This is a genomic window from Pusillimonas sp. (genome assembly GCF_044464525.1).
GTDB lineage: Bacteria > Pseudomonadota > Gammaproteobacteria > Burkholderiales > Burkholderiaceae_B > Pusillimonas.
Window position 1 is genome coordinate 43,722 of the sequence record NZ_JBIQLE010000002.1, and the last position, 18,385, is coordinate 62,106.

Genomic DNA, 18,385 nt, shown 5'->3' on the forward strand with positions numbered 1-18,385 from the left:
GCAGTACGCACCGGGATGGTGCGAGGGCGCCACCATGGTGCGACACAGCCGTTCGTTGTAGAAGCCGGAACTTGAAGTAACAAAAGGTGGATGGGCGGCGGCTTTTGTGTCCCGATGTATTTCTTCCATAATCAGGGCGGAGGCCGCTAACGTATGGAGAAAGCGGCCTGGCGCTTAAAACCACTCGCTTAAGCCTGTCTTCCTTGTAATCACGATTTACACTAGCTTTAGGTGGTTTCCCCAGTCCGTGGCTAGACTTGTAACCAAGCCAGTTGTTACAAGCTCGCTACTGAACCGTTAGTCGCATCGGGTCTCAGTCTCCAAGTAAATCGCGACTCTGGACTAAGTGAGGAATCCATGAAGAAAACTCGTACCTATCTTGCCGTCGTGGCCATGGCCGCGTCTGTCAGCTTGTTGGCCGCATGCTCCAACGAGGACGACACGGCTCCTCCACCTGACTCCACCATGCCTCCGGCAGCTGCGCCGGCCGATCCCATGACGACGCCTGATGCGGGCTCGCCCGTTACCCCCGCACCGAGCAGCTCGATGAGCGATGCGCAAGGGTCGGCATCCGACGCTGCCGACAGCGCCGGCGATGCCATGAATTCCACCGGTGACGCTATCGCCGCCAAAACCCGAGAGCTTAAGGACGATGCCGGTGACGCAGCGGAACGGGCCCGCCAGTCGGTTGCTGATGCCGCCGCCAGGGCGGACGCAGCGATCCAGGATAAAGTGGGTGATGGATCGGATGCTGCCAAGGAGTAAAAGCAGTTTATCCTGATAAATGGAGTAGCCGGACGGGTCGCTGTAGTGCGGCCCGTCGGTTTTTGCGCAACCGCTTTTGCACGCCCTTGTGCCGGTGACGGCTTGCGAATAGTGAATTGCAGGCGATGATCTGCGGCCCGTCGTGGAGCGCAATTCATTACACTAGAGGCATTGAAGCAATCATTGTTTTTTCCGGAGCACACCATGGCCAATCGCAGCGACTTTTTTGAAGAGTTTCAAAAGAATATTTCCGAACTGATCGCCAAGAGCCCAGCGGCCGACATCGAGCGTAATGTCAAGGCCATGATGTCGCAGACGTTCTCCAGGCTTGATCTTATTACGCGCGAAGAATTCGACACCCAGTCCGAACTGCTCGAGCGTGCACTGGCTCGCATTTCGGTGCTGGAATCCAAAGTTCAGGCTCTGGAAACCTCAGTCAAGCTGGGTGCCGCAGACAAGCAATAACTTTCGGCCTCGTGGTTTGCCCGGCACAGTTTCAACACGCGCCCTGTAATGGCTAGCTACTGTGGGCGCCGGCGTCGATCAGGCCCGCCTGCATAATTCCACGAACGGACAAAATCGTCTCCCGCCGCTTCACCCTCGCAGGTGCAGCACGCATACTCGAGCAAGTTAAACACGCGGTGGGGTGATCCATGTCGTTGGCGGTATTGGCCAGTCAAGCCCTGTGCGGGCTCCAGGGGCTTGCGGTGCGGGTCGAAGTGCACGTCGGCGCCGGGCTTCCTTCGTTCGGTCTGGTCGGTCTGGCTGACACAGGGGTGCGGGAAAGTCGCGAAAGGGTGCGCTCGGCGATAATCAGCAGCGGGTATGAGTTCCCGCCGGGTCGCATCACGGTCAACCTTGCTCCTGCAGATCTGCCCAAAGAGTCAGGCCGTTTCGATTTGTCCATTGCGTTGGGCGTACTGGCTGCGTCGGGCCAGATCGCGGCGCCCGATGCGGGTTCAGGGCCCGGCACAGCCCCCGACCTGGGCAACTATGTGTTCGCCGGAGAGCTGTCCCTGACCGGTGCGGTGGTGCCGATCACCGCTCCACTTGCCATTGCCCTGTCCGTGGCGCGAAGCCTTCCTGGTGCGACTCTTGTTTTGCCGGCGGCCTGCGCTGCAAGCGCCGCTCACGTGCCGGGGCTCACGGTGCTTGCGGCCGCTTGCTTGCGCGACGTCGTCGAGCATTTCTGCGGTGGCGAGGCGCTGAAACCAGCGCTTCCCGGCCCCAAGGAAGTTGAAGCCCAAGCGCCGGCGTGCATGTCGCAGGTTCGAGGGCAGGCCAGTGCGCGACGCGCTCTCGAGATTGCCGCCGGCGGGGGCCATAGCCTGCTAATGTCGGGCCCGCCGGGGGCGGGCAAGAGCATGCTTGCCCATCGGTTGCCAGGCTTGCTGCCGCCGCTGGGAGATCAACAGTCACTCGAGGTGGCCGCACTGAACAGTGTCGGGGGCAAAGAGCCCCGCTTCAGTTCGACGGCGCCCTTCAGGGCTCCGCATCATTCGGCGTCGATGCCGGCTCTGGTGGGTGGCGGCATGCGGCCCAGGCCCGGCGAAATCAGCCTGGCGCACCATGGCGTGCTTTTTCTTGACGAGTTGCCCGAGTTCCAGCGTCATGTGCTGGAGGCCTTGCGTGAACCGCTTGAAACCGGCGCCGTTTCAATCGCCAGGGCAAGCATGACCCTTACATTTCCTGCCGACTTTCAACTGGTGGCAGCGATGAACCCTTGTCCCTGCGGGTGGCTGGGTCATGCCCGCATGCGCTGCGCCTGCACGCCTGAACGCATTGACAAGTACCGTGGTCGTATCTCGGGGCCCTTGCTTGATCGTATCGACTTGCGCATTAGTCTGCCGGCTATTGATGATGAATGGCTTCGTGCTCCGCCCGGCGAGCCATCGGAAGCGATCCGGCTTAGGGTGGCCCGATGCCGTAGCCGGCAATGGGCAAGACAGTCGTGCCTGAACGCCAAGCTGGACGTCGACGGCATTGAAGATCATTGCGTGCTGGCCGATGAAGCCCGGTCCTTGCTGCATGACGCCGTGCAACGCTGGCATTGGTCGGCTCGGGTCGTACATCGCGTATTGCGTGTGGCACGTACTTTGGCCGATATGTCGGATCAGGATATGATCACCCAGGACTGCCTGGCGGAAGCCGCCCGCTATCGCCAGCCGTGGGGCGCTACGCGGCCCATATCGTGATTGCGTAGTGGGCGCGGGCTGGTTTTTCAGCGCCTTCAATAGCGCAAACTTGCAAAGCGTCGTATAATCAAGGGCTTTTCCGAATTGGCGCTTTCTTCTTATGTGCCTTGCAGCACAACATGTGCATAGCACGCATAGCATGCATGGCACTTAAGGGGCTTGCGTCTATTTTCGGGGAAAACAATAAATGGCTTTGTGCCGGCCTGGTTTACAGGTGCCTTTACGGCGCTTTTTTACGTGGCCGGCCTTGCGGGTTTGACAAGAGTTGCTTTTACGTTAAGCGGCCACCTGCGGTCATAAATCACAACAGAGTTTCAACATGCCTAAAATGAAAACCAAACGAGGCGCCGCCAAGCGTTTCGTGGTTCGGGGTAGTGGTTCCATCAAGCGTGGACAGGCGTTCAAGCGCCACATCCTCACCAAAAAAACGACCAAGAACAAACGCCAGTTGCGCGGATCGACCGCCGTGCATAAAGCGGATGTCGCGTCGGTCAAGGCCATGCTGCCTTACGCTTGATATTTAACGGAGAACCAATATGCCACGCGTAAAACGCGGCGTTACCGCCCGCGCTCGTCACAAAAAAGTCATTAGTGCTGCCAAAGGTTATCGCGGTCGCCGCGGTAATGTCTTCCGGATAGCCAAACAGGCCGTCATGAAGGCCGGCCAGTACGCTTACCGCGACCGCCGCAACAGAAAGCGCACTTTCCGCGCGTTGTGGATCACCCGTATTAATGCGGGCTGCCGCGAATTGGGTATTACGTACAGTGCGTTCATCGCCGGTACCAAAAAAGCCTCTATCGAACTTGATCGCAAAGTGCTCGCCGATATGGCGGTGAACGATAAGGCAGGCTTTGCCGCCGTCGTTGCTCAGGCGCGAGCCGCATTGGCTGCCTGATAGCCGTTTCAATCACGATATTGTGTTGCTGCGAACGGGGCTTTAGGGCCTGTTGACGCCAAAGGCTGTCAACGACCCTGGGCTCCGTTTGCTTTTGTAAGCGATGACCCATGACTTCACCGGTTGATGACCTGATCTCTCAGGCAAAAGAACTCTTTGCTCAAGCCAACGACTCGGCGGCGCTCGAGAACGCCAAGGCGCGATTCCTGGGCAAGCAGGGTGCGCTGACGGCTTTGCTCAAAGGCCTGGCGCAGCTCGCTCCCGAGCAAAAGCGCGAGCAGGGCGGCCGCATCAATCAGGTCAAGCAACAAATAGAGCAATTGCTCAACCAGCGCCGTGCCGAGCTGGCACAGGCCGAGCTCGACAAGAGGTTGGCGGCTGAAACCATCGACGTCACCCTGCCGGGCCGGGGCCGGGCCGTCGGCGGCATCCACCCCGTCATCCAGACCTGGCAGCGGGTACAGGCCATTTTCGCCTCGATTGGATTCGAGACGGCTGACGGCCCCGAGATTGAAAACGACTGGACCAACTTCACGGCGCTCAACAACCCCGAGAACCACCCGGCTCGCTCGATGCAAGACACCTTCTATGTCGACATGAAAGACGACGAAGGCTTGCCACTGTTGTTGCGCACTCACACCAGCCCGATGCAGGTTCGCTATGCGCGGATGCACCAGCCGCCCATCAAGGTCATTGCGCCTGGGCGCACCTATCGCGTCGACAGCGACGCCACCCATTCGCCCATGTTCCATCAGGTCGAAGGCCTATGGATCGCCGAGGACATTTCCTTTGCCGATCTCAAGGGCGTGTATACCGACTTCCTGCGCGCTTTTTTTGAAACCGATGATCTATCGGTGCGTTTCCGCCCCTCATTCTTTCCCTTCACCGAACCCTCGGCTGAAATCGACATGATGTTCACCTCGGGGCCGAACCAGGGCCGCTGGCTTGAAATTTCCGGCTCTGGCCAGGTGCATCCCCAAGTGGTGCGCAACTTTGGGCTCGATCCCGAGCGCTATATCGGTTTTGCCTTCGGTTCGGGGCTAGAGCGCCTTACCATGCTGCGCTACGGCGTCAACGACTTGCGCCAGTTTTTCGAGGGCGATCTGCGCTTCCTGCGTCAATTCAATCGCTAGGCGCCGAATCGACGCCTGCTGACTGTAAACGGACTCACTAAACATCATGCAATTCCCGGAATCCTGGCTTCGCACGTTCGTGAACCCCGATCTGTCCACCGATGAGCTATCTCATCGACTGACCATGGCGGGGCTCGAGGTTGAAGAAACCACCCCCGTCGCACCGCCATTCAGCGACATCGTCGTCGCTCGTATTGTCGAGCTCGAAAAGCACCCGGATGCCGATAAATTGCGCGTGTGCCGTGTTGACGACGGTTCGGGCGAGCTTGTGCAAATTGTTTGCGGTGCGCCCAACGCCGCCGCCGGCATGCTGGCGCCCTTGGCCCGCCTTGGCGCCGTATTGCCCGACGGAATGAAGATACGCAAGGCAAAAATGCGTGGCGTCGAGTCCTTCGGCATGCTGTGCTCGGCGCGCGAGCTGGGGCTTTCCCAGGATCATGCCGGCTTGCTTGAGCTTCACGCCGATGCCCCGGTGGGGCAGTCGTTGCGCGAGACCCTCGACCTGGACGACACGCTGTTCACGATCAAAATGACGCCCAACCGCGCCGACTGCCTGTCCATACTGGGTGTGGCGCGCGAGGTCGCAGCGCTTACGGGCGCTCCCTTGTCAATGCCCGAGATCGCCTCGGCGCCGGTCCAGATAGAAGACCGCCTTGCGGTCGAAGTGCAGGCGCCCGATTTGTGCGGCCGTTTCGGCGGGCGCGTCATCCGGGGCGTCAACGCCCAGGCCAAGACGCCCGACTGGATGGTCTCGCGCCTCGAACGGGCCGGCCAGCGCTCGGTATCGGCCTTGGTTGACGTCTCCAACTACCTGATGCTGGAACTTGGACGCCCCACCCATGTCTTTGACTTGAATCGAATTCAGAGCGGCCTGACGGTGCGCTGGGCCAAAGAAGGCGAAAAGCTCGAACTGCTAAATGGCCAGACGGTTGATCTTGCGCCCGACGTCGGCATCATCGCGGCCGGCGACATCGTCGAAAGCATGGCGGGCATCATGGGCGGCGAAGCGTCAGCCGTCACGCTGGACACCACCGACATCTATGTAGAGGCTGCGTTTTGGTGGCCGGACGCCATCATGGGTAAAGCGCGCCGCTATAAATTCGGCTCGGAAGCCAGTCATCGGTTCGAGCGCGGCGTCGATTTTCAGAATGTCGTGCGCGATCTCGAGCGCATCACCAATCTCATTCTTGACATTTGCGGCGGCCAAGCCGGTCCGATCGATGATCAGCAAGTGAATCTGCCCGAGCGCAAGCCGGTACGGATGCGCCTGGATCGTTGTCATCGAGTGCTGGGCGTCCCTGTTGAGCAAGCTGAGGTCGAGCGCATTTTCGACAGCCTTGATCTGGCCTGGAAGCTCAACGATGGCGTGTTCAGCGTGTCGCCTCCATCATATCGTTTCGACATTGAGATAGAAGAAGACCTGATCGAAGAGGTTGCGCGCATTTACGGCTTCGAACGCCTGCCTGATCAACCTCCGCGGGCGCGTGCCGCAATGCGGGTCGACCCCGAAGCCCTGCGCGGACCCCATGCGCTGCGTCATGCCATGGCCGCCATGGATTATCAAGAAGTCATCAATTTTTCGTTCGTGCAAGAAAGCTGGGAAAGCGATTACGCGGGCAATAACGATCCCATCCGACTGCTCAATCCCATTGCCAGCCAACTGGCCGTCATGAGGTCCAGCCTGATCGCCGGCCTGGTGGACAATATCCGGCACAACGCGAACCATAAACAGTCGCGGGTGCGCATGTTTGAACTTGGGCGTGCCTTTTATCGCGACGCTTCGGTCCTAAAGGGCGACCTGAGCGTTGCGGGCGTCGCCCAGCCCCAGCGTCTCGCGGGCGCGGCCTGGGGGCCGGCCGTGGAAGAGCAGTGGGGCGTGCCGGCGCGCCAGGTCGATTTCTACGATGTGAAAAAAGACGTGGAAAGCCTGTTGGGGAAAAAAGCGGCGCAGCTGCGTTGTGTCGCCGCCGAATATCCGGCCCTGCATCCGGGTCGCAGCGCCCGGCTTGAGCTGCATGGCCAACCTGTAGGCTGGATCGGAGAACTGCATCCACGCCTGGCGCGAGAAGCCGACCTGGCTCATCCGCCAGTGGTGTTCGAGCTGGATGTCGACGCCATCGACACTGTGCCGCTGCCCAACCCCCGCGAACTTTCGCGCCAGCCTGTGGTCGTGCGTGACCTGGCCGTATGGGTGGGGGCCAACGTCTTGTATCAGGATTTACTCGACACGCTTACCCAAACCATTGAATCTGATGCTACTCTTGGCATTGTTAAGCATATCGGGCTGTTCGATGTATGGCGCGATCCGTCGGGCGGCGGCGACAAAAGCATGGCGCTGCATTTCCGTCTGCAAGACGACCAGGTCACCCTGGACGATGCCAGGGTCGAGCAATGCGTGAACCGGCTGTTGCAGGCCCTCGTCGATACCCATGGTGCGCGCCAGCGCGCTTAAGGAGTTAACCAACATGAATTCAGACTCGCGTACCTTGACCAAGGCCGAGCTGGCCGAGCTGCTCTTCGAGCGGGTGGGGCTGAACAAACGTGAAGCCAAAGATCTTGTCGATACCTTCTTCGAAGAAATCCGCGAATGCCTGGCGCGAGGCACGGCAGTCAAGCTTTCAGGGTTCGGTAACTTTCAGGTGCGCGACAAGCCTCCGCGCCCAGGGCGCAACCCCAAGACAGGTGAAGTGATTCCCATCGAGGCGCGACGCGTGGTCACGTTTCATGCGAGCCAGAAGCTCAAAGGCGCGGTCGAACAGGCCGGGGCTCCGATGGCGGAACAGCGGTCCGATTAGGGCCGGCCACGACACGTATTCCGGTCCGGGCCGTTTATCCGCCCATCGGACCCAGTCATCAAACACTATAACGTTCGTCCATGAGTCCCACTGAAACCTCCGTTACGTTGCCGCCTATTCCGGCCAAGCGCTATTTCACCATCGGTGAGGTCAGCGAGTTGTGTTGCGTCAAGCCGCATGTACTGCGATATTGGGAACAGGAGTTCACGCAACTCAAGCCGGTCAAGCGGCGCGGCAATCGTCGCTATTATCAGCACCACGAAGTCTTGCTCATTCGGCGCATACGCGACCTGCTGTATGAACAAGGCTTTACCATAAGCGGCGCCCGCAACCGCCTGGGCGACGCACAGGCTCCGTTCGACCAAGAGGCCGCCGTACGTCTTAGCGGGCACGAATTGCAGATGCTTCGTACCGAACTGCAGGCCGCACGCGACGACCTGGCCAAGGCGCTGGGTGATATGGCCGGCGACCAGTGATGCGTCGCCAGGCCCTGGCGGCGCTGCGCTGCACGGCGCCCCACGAAAAGCTTGCGGCGGTTGCCGCGCTTGAACCCGGCATGGCGCTGGACGTCACTTGGCAAAGCCCCGAGCCCGCGGGCATACCCGGCAGGCCTGATCGGCCCGAACTGGTTGGCCCGTTCCAGGTCAAGCAGCGCTCCATGAATTCGCCGTCGGGGCGCGCCGCCCTGATCCATTCCCTGGTCCATATCGAGTTCAACGCCATCAACCTGGCGCTGGATATCGTTTGGCGCTTCGGCGGCATGCCCCAAGACTTCTATCTCGATTGGATTCAGGTGGCGCGCGAAGAGGCGTATCACTTCGAACTGTTGGCAGGGCATTTGCGTGGCATGGGCCACGAGTACGGCGATTTTCCCGCCCATGACGGCCTATGGGACATGGCGCGACGCACATCGGGCGATTTGCTGGCGCGCCTGGCCTTGGTGCCGCGCACTCTCGAGGCGCGCGGCCTGGATGCATCTCCGGCCATACGCCAGAAGCTTTCGAGCATTGGCGACGCCGGGGGCGCCGCTATATTGGATATTATCTTGCGCGACGAAATCGGACACGTGGCCGTCGGCAACAAGTGGTACGGCTACTTGTGCCGGCAACAAGGCCTGGATCCGGTTGCGCAATATCGTGAACTGGCGCGCCAATACCGCGCTCCGCGCCAGCGCGGTCCGTTCAACATGGATGCCCGCCGCGAGGCGGGTTTCAGCCAGGCTGAACTGGACGCCTTGCTTGAACAGGCGGTCAGCCCAGGCTGACGGTGCGCCCGATGAACAAAATCGGCCCTTCGGGCTCGCTCGGTACGGCGAGGTTGGGCTCTTGAGTCATTTCGAATATCTGGCCCGGCGCCACCTCGCCGGTCACCTCCATGGGCAATGTCAAGGAATGTGTGGGGTCTATGACGCCCAGCAAACGAGGCCGGGGCATTTTCTCGCTGTAAGTCCATAAGTACACAGACTCGGACTCTGGCACGATGATGTCCACCTGCGGTTGCAGCACCACGTTTTGCCGGCTGTCGACCGTCAGTATCCAGCCCGGCGTCGAGCTTGTTCCCGGCGCTTGCATCACCGCCACTTGTACAACGGTGGGTGCGGGCGCCGTGGGCGGTTGCAGCGTGGCGCTTAGGGCGGGGTCATGCTTGAACGTGTTTTCAGGCAGGACAAGGACGACGGCCAATACCGCGAGGGCCCCGCTTAACAGCCGCCAGAACCACAGGCTCCGCCAGAAGGTCTGTCGCGGGTGTCGGCGCGATGCGGCCTCGCGCCTGAAAGCTTCGGTGGGGTCGGACGGTGCGGTGCGGATACGGGCGGGCGTTTCGGCGGGCGTATCCGGCTTGGGCGGTACGGCCCCAAGGGCCGACTCGCTGCGGCTTTTCGCTGTGGAGCCGACCGGGCCGGTGTTTTTCTGTGAGGCGGCAGTTGTCTTTGGCGGCGCGGCCTCGGGGGATGAAACACTGTCGGGGCGAATAAGCCGGGGTTCGAAATCGATATTCGCGCCGGACTGCGCGGGTGTAGCGGCTAGTGGAGACACTGAGTGCGACGGCGGCGGGGAGGCAGGCGCGGAGGGGGGGGCCGCTGAAGGCCGTACCGAAGAGGCAGGAGCTGCGCCGCGCGGCGGTATTGCGGGCGTCGCGGCGGCCGTGTTTCGTGGCAGCGCCAGCGTGTCGCGGATGCGGTCCAGCAACTGAGGAGGGGGGTGAAGCGGGGTCAGGGCGTCGGTCAGCTCAAGAAGCCTGGCCTCCCATTGCAGGGCGCAGACCACGGCCTCGTCATCCCCGCCAAGCAGTGCATGGGCCTGAGCGATGTCATCGGGCTCAAGCAAGCCCAAGGTGTATTCGGCGATGAAGAAATCGTCTTTGTGGTGCGTGGAGATCATGCTGGATGGCACTCCCGCAGGACACGCAGGCAGGCGCGTACGCGATTGCGAAGTTCGCCGGTGCTGCAGCCCAAGCGGGCCGCAATGTCGGCGTAGTTCATGCCGTTGTAAAAGGCCATAAGCACGGGTTTGCGGGCATTTTCGGGTTGCTTGGCCAGGGCGGCCGCAATTCCTGCCGCGTCATCTTCATAGAAAGGCAGGGCGGATGGCGTGGCAGTTGGCCCCAAGGCCGGAGGGCTGCGTCGCAATAAGCTCAGTGCCCGATACCGCATAATGCTGTATATCCACGCTCGGGCGCTGCCCGTGCGCGGGTCATAGCTGTCGGCATTTTTCCAGAGCAGCACGAAGGCGTCGTGGACCGTATTTTGTGCGGCGACCTGATCGCCCAGCATAATATTGGCCAGCGCCAGCATGCGTGGGGCCTCTTGCGTGTAAAGCCGCTGCAACGCCTGGGGATCGCCTTGCGCGCAGGAAGCCAGTGCGTCCTGGTAGTCGAAGGTCGAATCGGACATGTAGTCTCCAGTTTTTCCAATGCGGGTTTATTGTATAAGGTGTTGCCTGCGCAGCCGCGCGCCGCCCGTAACTTTTCACATCATTCATGAGCAGAATCCACTATCGGGGTCCAGCCCCAGCAAATCGCGACGACATCAAAACGATACGGTCGCTTCTACCCTTTGTATGGCAGTTCAAATGGCGCGTGATTTTTGCCATGGTTTGCCTGATTGCGGCCAAAGTAGCCAGCGTTATCACGCCGCTGTTTCTAAAGGATCTGGTCGATGGTCTGAGCCTACCTCAAACTTTGATGGTGCTGCCGGTGGCGGCGCTGCTGGGATATGGCTTCGCACGGTTGGCCACCAGCGTGTTCGGCGAGCTTCGCGATGCGCTGTTCGCCCGCGTCACGCAGGGGTCGATCAGGCGCATTGCCACGCGCTTGTTCAAGCATTTGTTCGCGCTGTCGATGAGTTTTCATATGCAACGCCAAACCGGCGGGCTTAGCCGCGACATCGAGCGAGGCACCAAGGGGATTGGTTTCCTGCTTAATTTCATGGTGTTCAATGTATTGCCGACCTTGCTTGAAATAAGCATGGTCGCGGCCATACTGCTGTGGCGCTATGACCTCCTGTTCGCCGCGGTCACCCTGGGCACGATTGTGTCGTACATCGTATTCACCCTGGTCGTGACCGAAAAACGGATGGTGTATCGACGCAGCATGAACGATCTGGATAGCCAAGCCAACAGCAAGGCCATCGATGCACTGCTGAATTACGAAACGGTCAAGTATTTCGGCAACGAGTCATACGAACTGAATCGCTATGACCGCAACCTGGGTCGCTGGGTGGAATCGGCGGTGAAAAACCAGGTGTCGCTGAACTTTCTGAATATGGGCCAGGGGGTCATTATCACCGTGGGCGTGACCGCGCTGCTCTGGCTGTCGGCCCGCGGCGTGGTCAACCAGACCATGACGGTGGGCGACGTGGTGCTGGTCTCAGCCTACCTTACCCAACTGTACGCACCCTTGAACTTTCTTGGTTTCGTGTATCGGGAGATCAAGCACGCCCTGGCCGACATGGAGCGCATGTTTGGCCTGCTCGAGAAAAACCAGGAGGTCGTCGACAAGCCCTCGGCTCGGGTGCTGAATACGCGCAACGCCTCGGTGCAGTTCGAGCATGTGGATTTCGGCTATGAATTGAACCGGCAGATATTGTTTGACGTAAGCTTTGACATACCCGCGGGCCACACGCTGGCCGTGGTGGGCGCCTCGGGCGCGGGTAAATCGACGCTCTCGCGACTGCTATTCCGTTTCTACGATGTGGCCGAGGGCGCAGTAAAAATCGACGGCTTCGATGTTCGTGATCTGGATCAAGCGAGCTTGCGGCGCCACATCGGGATCGTGCCGCAAGACACGGTGCTGTTCAATGACACCATCTTGTACAACATTGCCTACGGCAACCCCAGCGCCAGCCAAGAGGACATTATCGAGGCTGCCCGTGCAGCGAGCATTCACGATTTTGTGATGAGCTTGCCTGAACAATACGACACCCAGGTGGGAGAGCGGGGCCTCAAGCTGTCCGGAGGCGAGAAGCAGCGCGTCGCCATCGCGCGCACGCTGCTGAAGAATCCGCCGATACTGGTGTTCGACGAAGCGACCAGCGCGCTTGACACGCGAACAGAGCGTGCCATCCAGGATGAGTTACGCCAAATCGCCCGTAATCGTACAACGCTGATCATCGCCCACCGGCTTTCCACCGTGGTCGACGCCGACAAAATCCTGGTGCTGGATCACGGAAGGGTGATAGAGCAGGGGTCTCATCGTGAACTGCTGCTTAAAGGCGGACGCTACGCCCAGATGTGGCTCTTGCAGCAATCGCAGGACTAACCTTATTGCTTGTAGGGCCATGCTTGACTGATACAGTACCGTTAAAGTACTGTATTGGAAAGGAAATTGACTGGAGCCCATCGCATGTTGCGCATCAGCAAGATCATGGATTACGGCACTTTAGTGCTTACTTATATGGCCGGCTGTCCCGATCGTCTATGCAGTGCGCCCGAGCTGGCTCGGGCCCTGGGCCTTAACCCGCCTACTGTCAGCAAGGTGCTGAAGCTATTGGGGCGGCAAGGTCTTGTGCGCAGCGTCCGTGGCGTACAAGGGGGCTACACGCTCGGAAGGCCGGCTGCCGAAATCTCGATCGCACAGGTCATCGACGCCCTCGACGAGCAGCCGTTTGGCCTGACCGAATGTACGTCCATGCCTGGAAGCTGCGATTTCGAAACCGGATGTACGCTGCGCGATAACTGGCAACGCATCAATGCGATTGTAAGACGCACGCTCGAGGACGTTTCCGTGGCAGACATGGCAAAGCCCCAGCCGGGGACGCTTGCCGCAACGATTGGAACTCAGGCGGTCGTGCGAAGACAGTCGCCGGCTTGACGAATACTGCGCGGTCCCCTGCGCTTTAGAAAGGAACTTTTATATATGGAAAATGCTTCCGCGGACATCAGCTCGTTTCTCGATCGCGAGTACGAAGCGGGCTTCGTGACTGACATCGAGAGCGATTCATTCCCAAAAGGCCTGTCCGAAGAGACGGTCAGGCAATTGTCGGCCAAGAAACGCGAACCCGAGTTCTTGCTCGAGTGGCGGCTTCAGGCGTACCGCCGCTGGCTCGAAATGACGCCTCCGGAATGGGCGGCGGTCAACTTTCCGCCCATCGATTTCCAGGACATCGTTTATTTTTCGGCGCCCAAAAGCAAGGCCGACGGCCCCAAAAGCCTGGACGAGGTCGATCCCGAGCTACTGCGTACCTACGAAAAGCTGGGGGTCCCCTTGCACGAGCGCGCTCGCTTGGCGGGCGTGGCGGTCGATGCGGTGTTTGACTCCGTTTCAGTAGCCACCACTTTCCGCAAGCAGCTGGCCGAAGTGGGCGTCATCTTCTGTTCCTTCTCCGAGGCTGTGCGAGAACACCCCGAGCTGGTGCGTCAGTACCTGGGTACGGTGGTGCCGCCCAACGACAACTACTATGCCGCGCTTAATTCGGCCGTGTTTTCCGACGGCTCCTTCGTGTTCATCCCCAAAGGGGTGCGATGTCCGATGGAGCTGTCCACTTACTTCCGCATCAATGCCCGTGACACCGGGCAATTTGAGCGCACACTGATCATCGCCGAAGAAGGCGCCAGCGTCAGTTACCTTGAGGGCTGTACGGCGCCCATGCGAGACGAGAACCAGCTGCATGCCGCGGTGGTGGAGCTGATAGCGCTCGACGATGCCAAGATTAAATATTCCACTGTCCAGAACTGGTATCCCGGCGACAAGGACGGCGTCGGCGGCATCTACAACTTCGTAACCAAGCGTGGCGATTGTCGAGGCGCGCGATCGCGTATTTCATGGACCCAGGTCGAGACCGGCTCGTCCATCACCTGGAAATACCCCAGCGTTGTGTTGCGCGGCGATGATTCCGTAGGCGAGTTTTACTCGGTGGCACTGAGCAACCATCGCCAGCAGGCCGACACCGGCACCAAGATGATCCACATGGGCCGCAACACGTCCAGCACGATCATCTCCAAAGGGATATCCGCCGGCCGTGGCAGCAATACCTATCGCGGGCTCGTGCGCATCACGCCCAAGGCCGAGAATGCTCGCAATTTCACCCAGTGCGACTCTCTGCTGATTGGCAAAGAATGTGCCGCGCACACGTTTCCGACAATCGAGGCGCAGAATCCCAGCGCCCATGTCGAGCACGAGGCAACCACCTCGCGAGTCGGTGAAGATCAGCTTTTCTATGCCATGCAGCGCGGCTTGTCGGCCGAGGATGCGGTCTCGATGATCGTGAACGGCTTCTGCAAAGAGGTCTTCAAAGAGCTGCCCATGGAATTCGCGGTAGAGGCACAAAATTTGTTGGGCGTCAGCCTTGAAGGCAGCGTCGGCTAAGGAGAAAACATATATGTTGGAAATTAAAGATCTGCACGTCAAGATCGGGCAAAAGGCAATATTGCGCGGGCTTGACCTTTCTGTGAAAGCCGGCGAAGTACACGCCATCATGGGGCCCAACGGCTCCGGTAAAAGTACGCTGGCCCAGGTGCTGGCCGGCCGGGAAAGCTTCCAGATTGAAAGCGGCTCCATAGAGTGGGATGGCCGAGATCTAACCGAAATGTCGATCGAAGACCGCGCCCGCGAAGGCCTGTTCATGGCTTTTCAGTATCCGATTGAAATTCCGGGCGTTTCGAATGCTTATTTTTTGCGGGCGGCCGTTAACGCAGTGCGTCGTCACCGTGGCGAGCCCGAGATGGATGCCATGGATTTCCTCACTCACGTGAAGGCCGAAATGAAGACGGTCGGCATGAAGGAAGAGTTCCTTTATCGCTCGGTCAACGAGGGCTTTTCGGGCGGCGAGAAAAAGCGCAACGAAGTGCTGCAAATGTCATTGTTGCAACCTCGGCTGGCTGTGCTTGACGAGACTGATTCCGGGCTTGACATCGACGCGCTGCGCGTCGTTGCCGAAGGGGTGAACCGTCTGCGCTCGCCTGATCGCGCGCTCATCGTCATCACTCATTATCAGCGTCTGCTCGAGTACATCATTCCTGACCACGTGCATGTGCTGTCCAGCGGCCGCATCGAACATTCCGGCGGCAGAGAACTGGCGCTTGAACTGGAAGAGCGGGGCTATGGCTGGGTCAAGCAAGAAGCCGAGCAGCGCAAGGAGGCCGGCGCATGAGTAATATGCTGCAACCCTGGAGCCAGCGAGCCAAGGCCGCAAGCCTGCCCGGTGCGAATATGCCCTGGCTGGCCGAGGCGCGTCGGCGCGCTCTGGACCGCTTCATGTCAGAAGGCTGGCCCACCACCAAGCACAAAGATTGGCGGCATACTTCTCTGGCATTCATGCAACAGCAGGCTTTCGACGGAAAACGGGGCACTTCCTCGGGCGTCGATATCGAGGCCTTGCGACAAGGCCAAAGCGGCCACTGGATGGTGTTCGTCGACGGACGTTTTGAGGCCGGGCTATCCCGCATCGGCGACCTGGCCGACGGCGTGCGTATCGCACCGCTAGCCCAGGTAATCACGGGCGGCGAATCACGTCTTGAGGCGGTGCTGGGCGATGCCGGCGAAGGCGGAAGCCCCGCCGCGCTGAACCTGGCCCTTGCGGCTGACGGCGCCTATGTCGAATTGCCGGCCCGAACTTCCTTGTCCGAACCCTTGCATTTGGTGTTTATCGCGGCGGGCAACGCAACCGCCAGTTTCCCGCGCAACATCGTGCTTCTGGGGCAGGGAGCCGAAGCTGCCATTGTCGAGCACTACATCGGCTATGCCGAGCAAGCCACGCTGACCAATACGGTCATGCAAGGCCGGCTCGAACGCGAAGCGCGGCTCACCCACGTCAAGGTGCAGCAAGAGCAGGCAGAGGCCTTTCACCTGGCTGCGATAGACATCCAGCAGGACGAAGGCTCAACCTATGAGTCACACTCGATTTCCTTCGGGGCCAGATTGGCGCGCAACGACATCGCCACGCGCTTCAATGGCGAGCGCTGCCATACCTTGCTCAATGGCTTGTTTTACGCCGATGGCCGGCGTCATGTCGATCATCACACCCGTATCGATCACGCACAGCCCAATAGCACCAGCCACGAATTCTACCGGGGTATTCTGGATAATTCGGCTCAGGGGGTTTTCACCGGCCGCATCCAGGTTCGAGATGGCGCCGACGGCACCGACGCGGTGCAGCGTTCCGACAATTTACTCTTGTCGCGCATGGCTCGGGTGACCACGCAGCCCGAACTTGAAATCTACGCCGACGACGTAAAGTGTGCGCACGGCGCCACGGTGGGCCAAATCGACGAAGAAAGCCTGTTCTATCTACGCTCGCGCGGGCTTTCCCAAGCGCACGCGCATGGTGTGATGACATACGCCTTCGCCGCGCAAGCCCTGAAGCGCATCGCCCTCGAGCCCATGCGCCGCCGCATCGCCTCGACCGTGCGCAACTTGCTTCCCGGAGGCAAGCTGCTTGGAGACATCTCATGAGCGCCAGCGTCGTAAAGCCCGCACCCGAAGCTGTTCTTGACCTGGCTCACGACTTTCCCATATTGGCGCGTCCGGTACGGGGCAAGCCCTTGGTCTATCTAGATAATGGCGCCACGACGCAAAAGCCGCGACAAGTCATCGAGGCCGAAAGCCGATTCTATGAAGAATCGAACGCCAATATTCATCGCGGCGTACACTGGCTTTCCCAACACGCCACCGACCTCTACGAGGCAGGCCGCAACACCGTACGCCGTTTCCTGAACGCGCAACGAGACGAAGAAATCGTCTTTACGCGGGGCACCACCGAGTCCATCAACCTGGTGGCCCAAAGCTGGGGAAGGGCGAACCTCAAGGCGGGCGACGAGGTGCTGCTTACTGCCATGGAGCACCATTCCAACATCGTTCCCTGGCAATTGCTTTGCGGGCAGGTGGGAGCCGTGCTGAAGGTGGCGCCCATCGACAGCAGCGGCGAGCTGTTGATGGACGAATTCGACAAGCTGCTGGGCCCCAACACCCGCCTGGTGTGCGTCGCCCATGTGTCGAACGCCCTGGGAACGGTCAATCCGGTCGAGGAAATTGTGCGCAGATCGCACGCGGTTGGCGCGCTCGTGCTCGTCGACGGCGCCCAAGCCGTTGCGCATCAAGCGGTGGACGTGCAAGAGCTGGGCTGCGATTTCTACGCGTTCTCGGCGCATAAACTGTATGGCCCGACCGGCATCGGGGTGCTTTACGGACGGCACGAGCTGCTTCAGGCCATGCCGCCGTGGCAGGGCGGCGGCGACATGATCTACACGGTCAGCTTCGAAGGCTCAACCTACGCCGACGCTCCGCAGCGCTTCGAGGCCGGCACCCCGAATATTGCAGGTGTAGTAGGCATGGCCGCGGGCATCGACTATGTGCAGTCGGTGGGGCTCGAGCGTATTGCCGCCCATGAGCAAGCGCTTCTTGAGTCGGCGACCCAACAGATAGCGGCGCTGCCGGGGGTCAAGCTTATTGGCACGGCGCGGCATAAAGCAGGCATTTTGTCCTTTGTGATCGATGGCATACATCCACATGATCTGGGTACGATACTCGACTCGGAAGGCGTGGCCATACGCGCCGGCCATCATTGCGCCATGCCCATCATGACGCAGTTCGGCATTCCCGGCACGGCCAGGGCTTCATTTGCCCTGTACAACAAACCTGAAGACATTACCGCCCTGGTCGGGGCGGTGCGCAAGGCGCAGGCCTTGTTCGGCATCACGGAGACGCCATGAGCGACATGCAGCCCGATCTACGCGAGCTTTACCAGGAAGTCATCTTCGACCACAACCGCAGCCCACGCAATTACCATGGCATGGAGCGCCCCAGCCACGTTGCACAAGGCCACAATCCGTTGTGCGGAGACGAGCTTACCGTGTACGTGCGCGTACAAGACGGCGTGGTGGACGAGGCCAGTTTCGTGGGGCAAGGGTGTGCCATTTCCACAGCGTCGGCATCGCTGATGACCGAAGCCGTGCGGGGCAAGCCCGTCGACGAGGTCGAGAGCCTGTTCCAGGATTTTCATGCCATGCTGACAGACAGCAACCCCGTAAATCGCGATTTTGGCAAGCTCAAGGTGCTTGCCGGTGTCAAGGAATTCCCCGTGCGGGTCAAGTGCGCCACGCTGGCATGGCATACATTGCACAACGCGCTTCAGGGCGTGCAAGAGCCCGCCAAGACCGAGTAAGGTA

At 60.1% G+C, this 18,385-nt stretch carries 19 protein-coding genes; 17 read left to right on the plus strand and 2 right to left on the minus strand.

The features are described from left to right. Positions 1-357: 357 nt before the first annotated feature. The 10 genes from ACIY1O_RS01435 (at position 358) to ACIY1O_RS01480 (ending at position 9,048) form a co-directional block, all read left to right on the plus strand. Positions 358-765 (plus strand): hypothetical protein, encoded by a 408-nt coding sequence (locus ACIY1O_RS01435; protein WP_397473288.1) that lies wholly within the window; start codon positions 358-360, stop codon positions 763-765. Positions 766-969: 204 nt separating this feature from the next. Continuing rightward, positions 970-1,230: an accessory factor UbiK family protein gene (locus tag ACIY1O_RS01440; protein ID WP_397473289.1), complete on the plus strand. Its 261-nt coding sequence runs from the start codon at positions 970-972 to the stop codon at positions 1,228-1,230. Between the two features lie 188 nt (positions 1,231-1,418). Then, the gene (locus ACIY1O_RS01445; RefSeq protein ID WP_397473290.1) at positions 1,419-2,960 is read left to right on the plus strand and encodes a YifB family Mg chelatase-like AAA ATPase; all 1,542 of its coding nucleotides are present in this window, start codon (positions 1,419-1,421) and stop codon (positions 2,958-2,960) included. Between the two features lie 319 nt (positions 2,961-3,279). Beyond that, on the plus strand, positions 3,280-3,477 hold the full coding sequence (gene rpmI, locus ACIY1O_RS01450) for a 50S ribosomal protein L35 (RefSeq protein ID WP_301115696.1): 198 nt from the start codon (positions 3,280-3,282) through the stop codon (positions 3,475-3,477). A gap of 19 nt (positions 3,478-3,496) precedes the next feature. Next, entirely contained in the window at positions 3,497-3,856 is a 360-nt protein-coding gene (gene rplT / locus ACIY1O_RS01455) for a 50S ribosomal protein L20 (RefSeq protein ID WP_397473291.1), read from the plus strand. A gap of 110 nt (positions 3,857-3,966) precedes the next feature. Beyond that, the gene (pheS, locus tag ACIY1O_RS01460; protein WP_397473292.1) at positions 3,967-4,989 is read left to right on the plus strand and encodes a phenylalanine--tRNA ligase subunit alpha; all 1,023 of its coding nucleotides are present in this window, start codon (positions 3,967-3,969) and stop codon (positions 4,987-4,989) included. A 46-nt stretch (positions 4,990-5,035) separates the two neighbouring features. Continuing rightward, positions 5,036-7,441 (plus strand): phenylalanine--tRNA ligase subunit beta, encoded by a 2,406-nt coding sequence (gene pheT / locus ACIY1O_RS01465; RefSeq protein ID WP_397473293.1) that lies wholly within the window; start codon positions 5,036-5,038, stop codon positions 7,439-7,441. Positions 7,442-7,454: 13 nt separating this feature from the next. Next, positions 7,455-7,784, plus strand: a complete 330-nt coding sequence (locus ACIY1O_RS01470) for an integration host factor subunit alpha (RefSeq protein ID WP_397473294.1) — start codon at positions 7,455-7,457, stop codon at positions 7,782-7,784. An 80-nt stretch (positions 7,785-7,864) separates the two neighbouring features. After that, a complete protein-coding gene (locus tag ACIY1O_RS01475) occupies positions 7,865-8,260 on the plus strand; it encodes a MerR family transcriptional regulator (protein ID WP_397473295.1) in 396 nt (131 codons plus the stop codon). Next, complete coding sequence (locus ACIY1O_RS01480) at positions 8,260-9,048, plus strand: ferritin-like domain-containing protein (RefSeq protein WP_397473296.1); 789 nt, start codon at positions 8,260-8,262, stop codon at positions 9,046-9,048. The genes ACIY1O_RS01475 and ACIY1O_RS01480 overlap by 1 nt, the downstream gene beginning before the upstream one ends. On the opposite strand, the gene ACIY1O_RS01485 is transcribed toward ACIY1O_RS01480, so the two are convergent. Together ACIY1O_RS01485 and ACIY1O_RS01490 are read right to left on the minus strand one after the other, a co-directional pair. Beyond that, on the minus strand, positions 9,035-10,165 hold the full coding sequence (locus tag ACIY1O_RS01485) for an anti-sigma factor domain-containing protein (RefSeq protein WP_397473297.1): 1,131 nt from the start codon (positions 10,163-10,165) through the stop codon (positions 9,035-9,037). The two genes, ACIY1O_RS01480 and ACIY1O_RS01485, sit on opposite strands and share 14 nt — an antisense overlap. Further along, positions 10,162-10,677: a sigma-70 family RNA polymerase sigma factor gene (locus ACIY1O_RS01490; RefSeq protein ID WP_397473298.1), complete on the minus strand. Its 516-nt coding sequence runs from the start codon at positions 10,675-10,677 to the stop codon at positions 10,162-10,164. The genes ACIY1O_RS01485 and ACIY1O_RS01490 overlap by 4 nt, the downstream gene beginning before the upstream one ends. 86 nt (positions 10,678-10,763) lie before the next feature. Here ACIY1O_RS01490 and ACIY1O_RS01495 point away from each other — a divergent pair, with 86 nt between their 5' ends. The 7 genes from ACIY1O_RS01495 to sufU all read left to right on the plus strand — a co-directional run bounded on the left by ACIY1O_RS01495 (position 10,764) and on the right by sufU (position 18,381). After that, positions 10,764-12,542: an ABCB family ABC transporter ATP-binding protein/permease gene (locus ACIY1O_RS01495; protein WP_397473299.1), complete on the plus strand. Its 1,779-nt coding sequence runs from the start codon at positions 10,764-10,766 to the stop codon at positions 12,540-12,542. A gap of 84 nt (positions 12,543-12,626) precedes the next feature. Continuing rightward, positions 12,627-13,094, plus strand: coding sequence for an SUF system Fe-S cluster assembly regulator (locus tag ACIY1O_RS01500; protein WP_397473300.1), 468 nt, complete (start codon positions 12,627-12,629; stop codon positions 13,092-13,094). Positions 13,095-13,139: 45 nt separating this feature from the next. Then, positions 13,140-14,588, plus strand: coding sequence for a Fe-S cluster assembly protein SufB (sufB, locus tag ACIY1O_RS01505; protein ID WP_397473301.1), 1,449 nt, complete (start codon positions 13,140-13,142; stop codon positions 14,586-14,588). 13 nt (positions 14,589-14,601) lie between these two features. After that, positions 14,602-15,372 (plus strand): Fe-S cluster assembly ATPase SufC, encoded by a 771-nt coding sequence (gene sufC / locus ACIY1O_RS01510; RefSeq protein ID WP_397473302.1) that lies wholly within the window; start codon positions 14,602-14,604, stop codon positions 15,370-15,372. After that, positions 15,369-16,673, plus strand: coding sequence for a Fe-S cluster assembly protein SufD (gene sufD, locus ACIY1O_RS01515; protein WP_397473303.1), 1,305 nt, complete (start codon positions 15,369-15,371; stop codon positions 16,671-16,673). Before sufC ends, sufD begins: the two co-directional genes overlap by 4 nt. Next, positions 16,670-17,929 carry a cysteine desulfurase gene (locus ACIY1O_RS01520; RefSeq protein WP_397473304.1) on the plus strand — a complete coding sequence of 420 codons (1,260 nt, stop codon included), beginning with the start codon at positions 16,670-16,672 and terminating at the stop codon, positions 17,927-17,929. Before sufD ends, ACIY1O_RS01520 begins: the two co-directional genes overlap by 4 nt. Beyond that, positions 17,926-18,381 (plus strand): Fe-S cluster assembly sulfur transfer protein SufU, encoded by a 456-nt coding sequence (sufU, locus tag ACIY1O_RS01525; protein WP_397473305.1) that lies wholly within the window; start codon positions 17,926-17,928, stop codon positions 18,379-18,381. Before ACIY1O_RS01520 ends, sufU begins: the two co-directional genes overlap by 4 nt. Positions 18,382-18,385 lie beyond the last annotated feature (4 nt).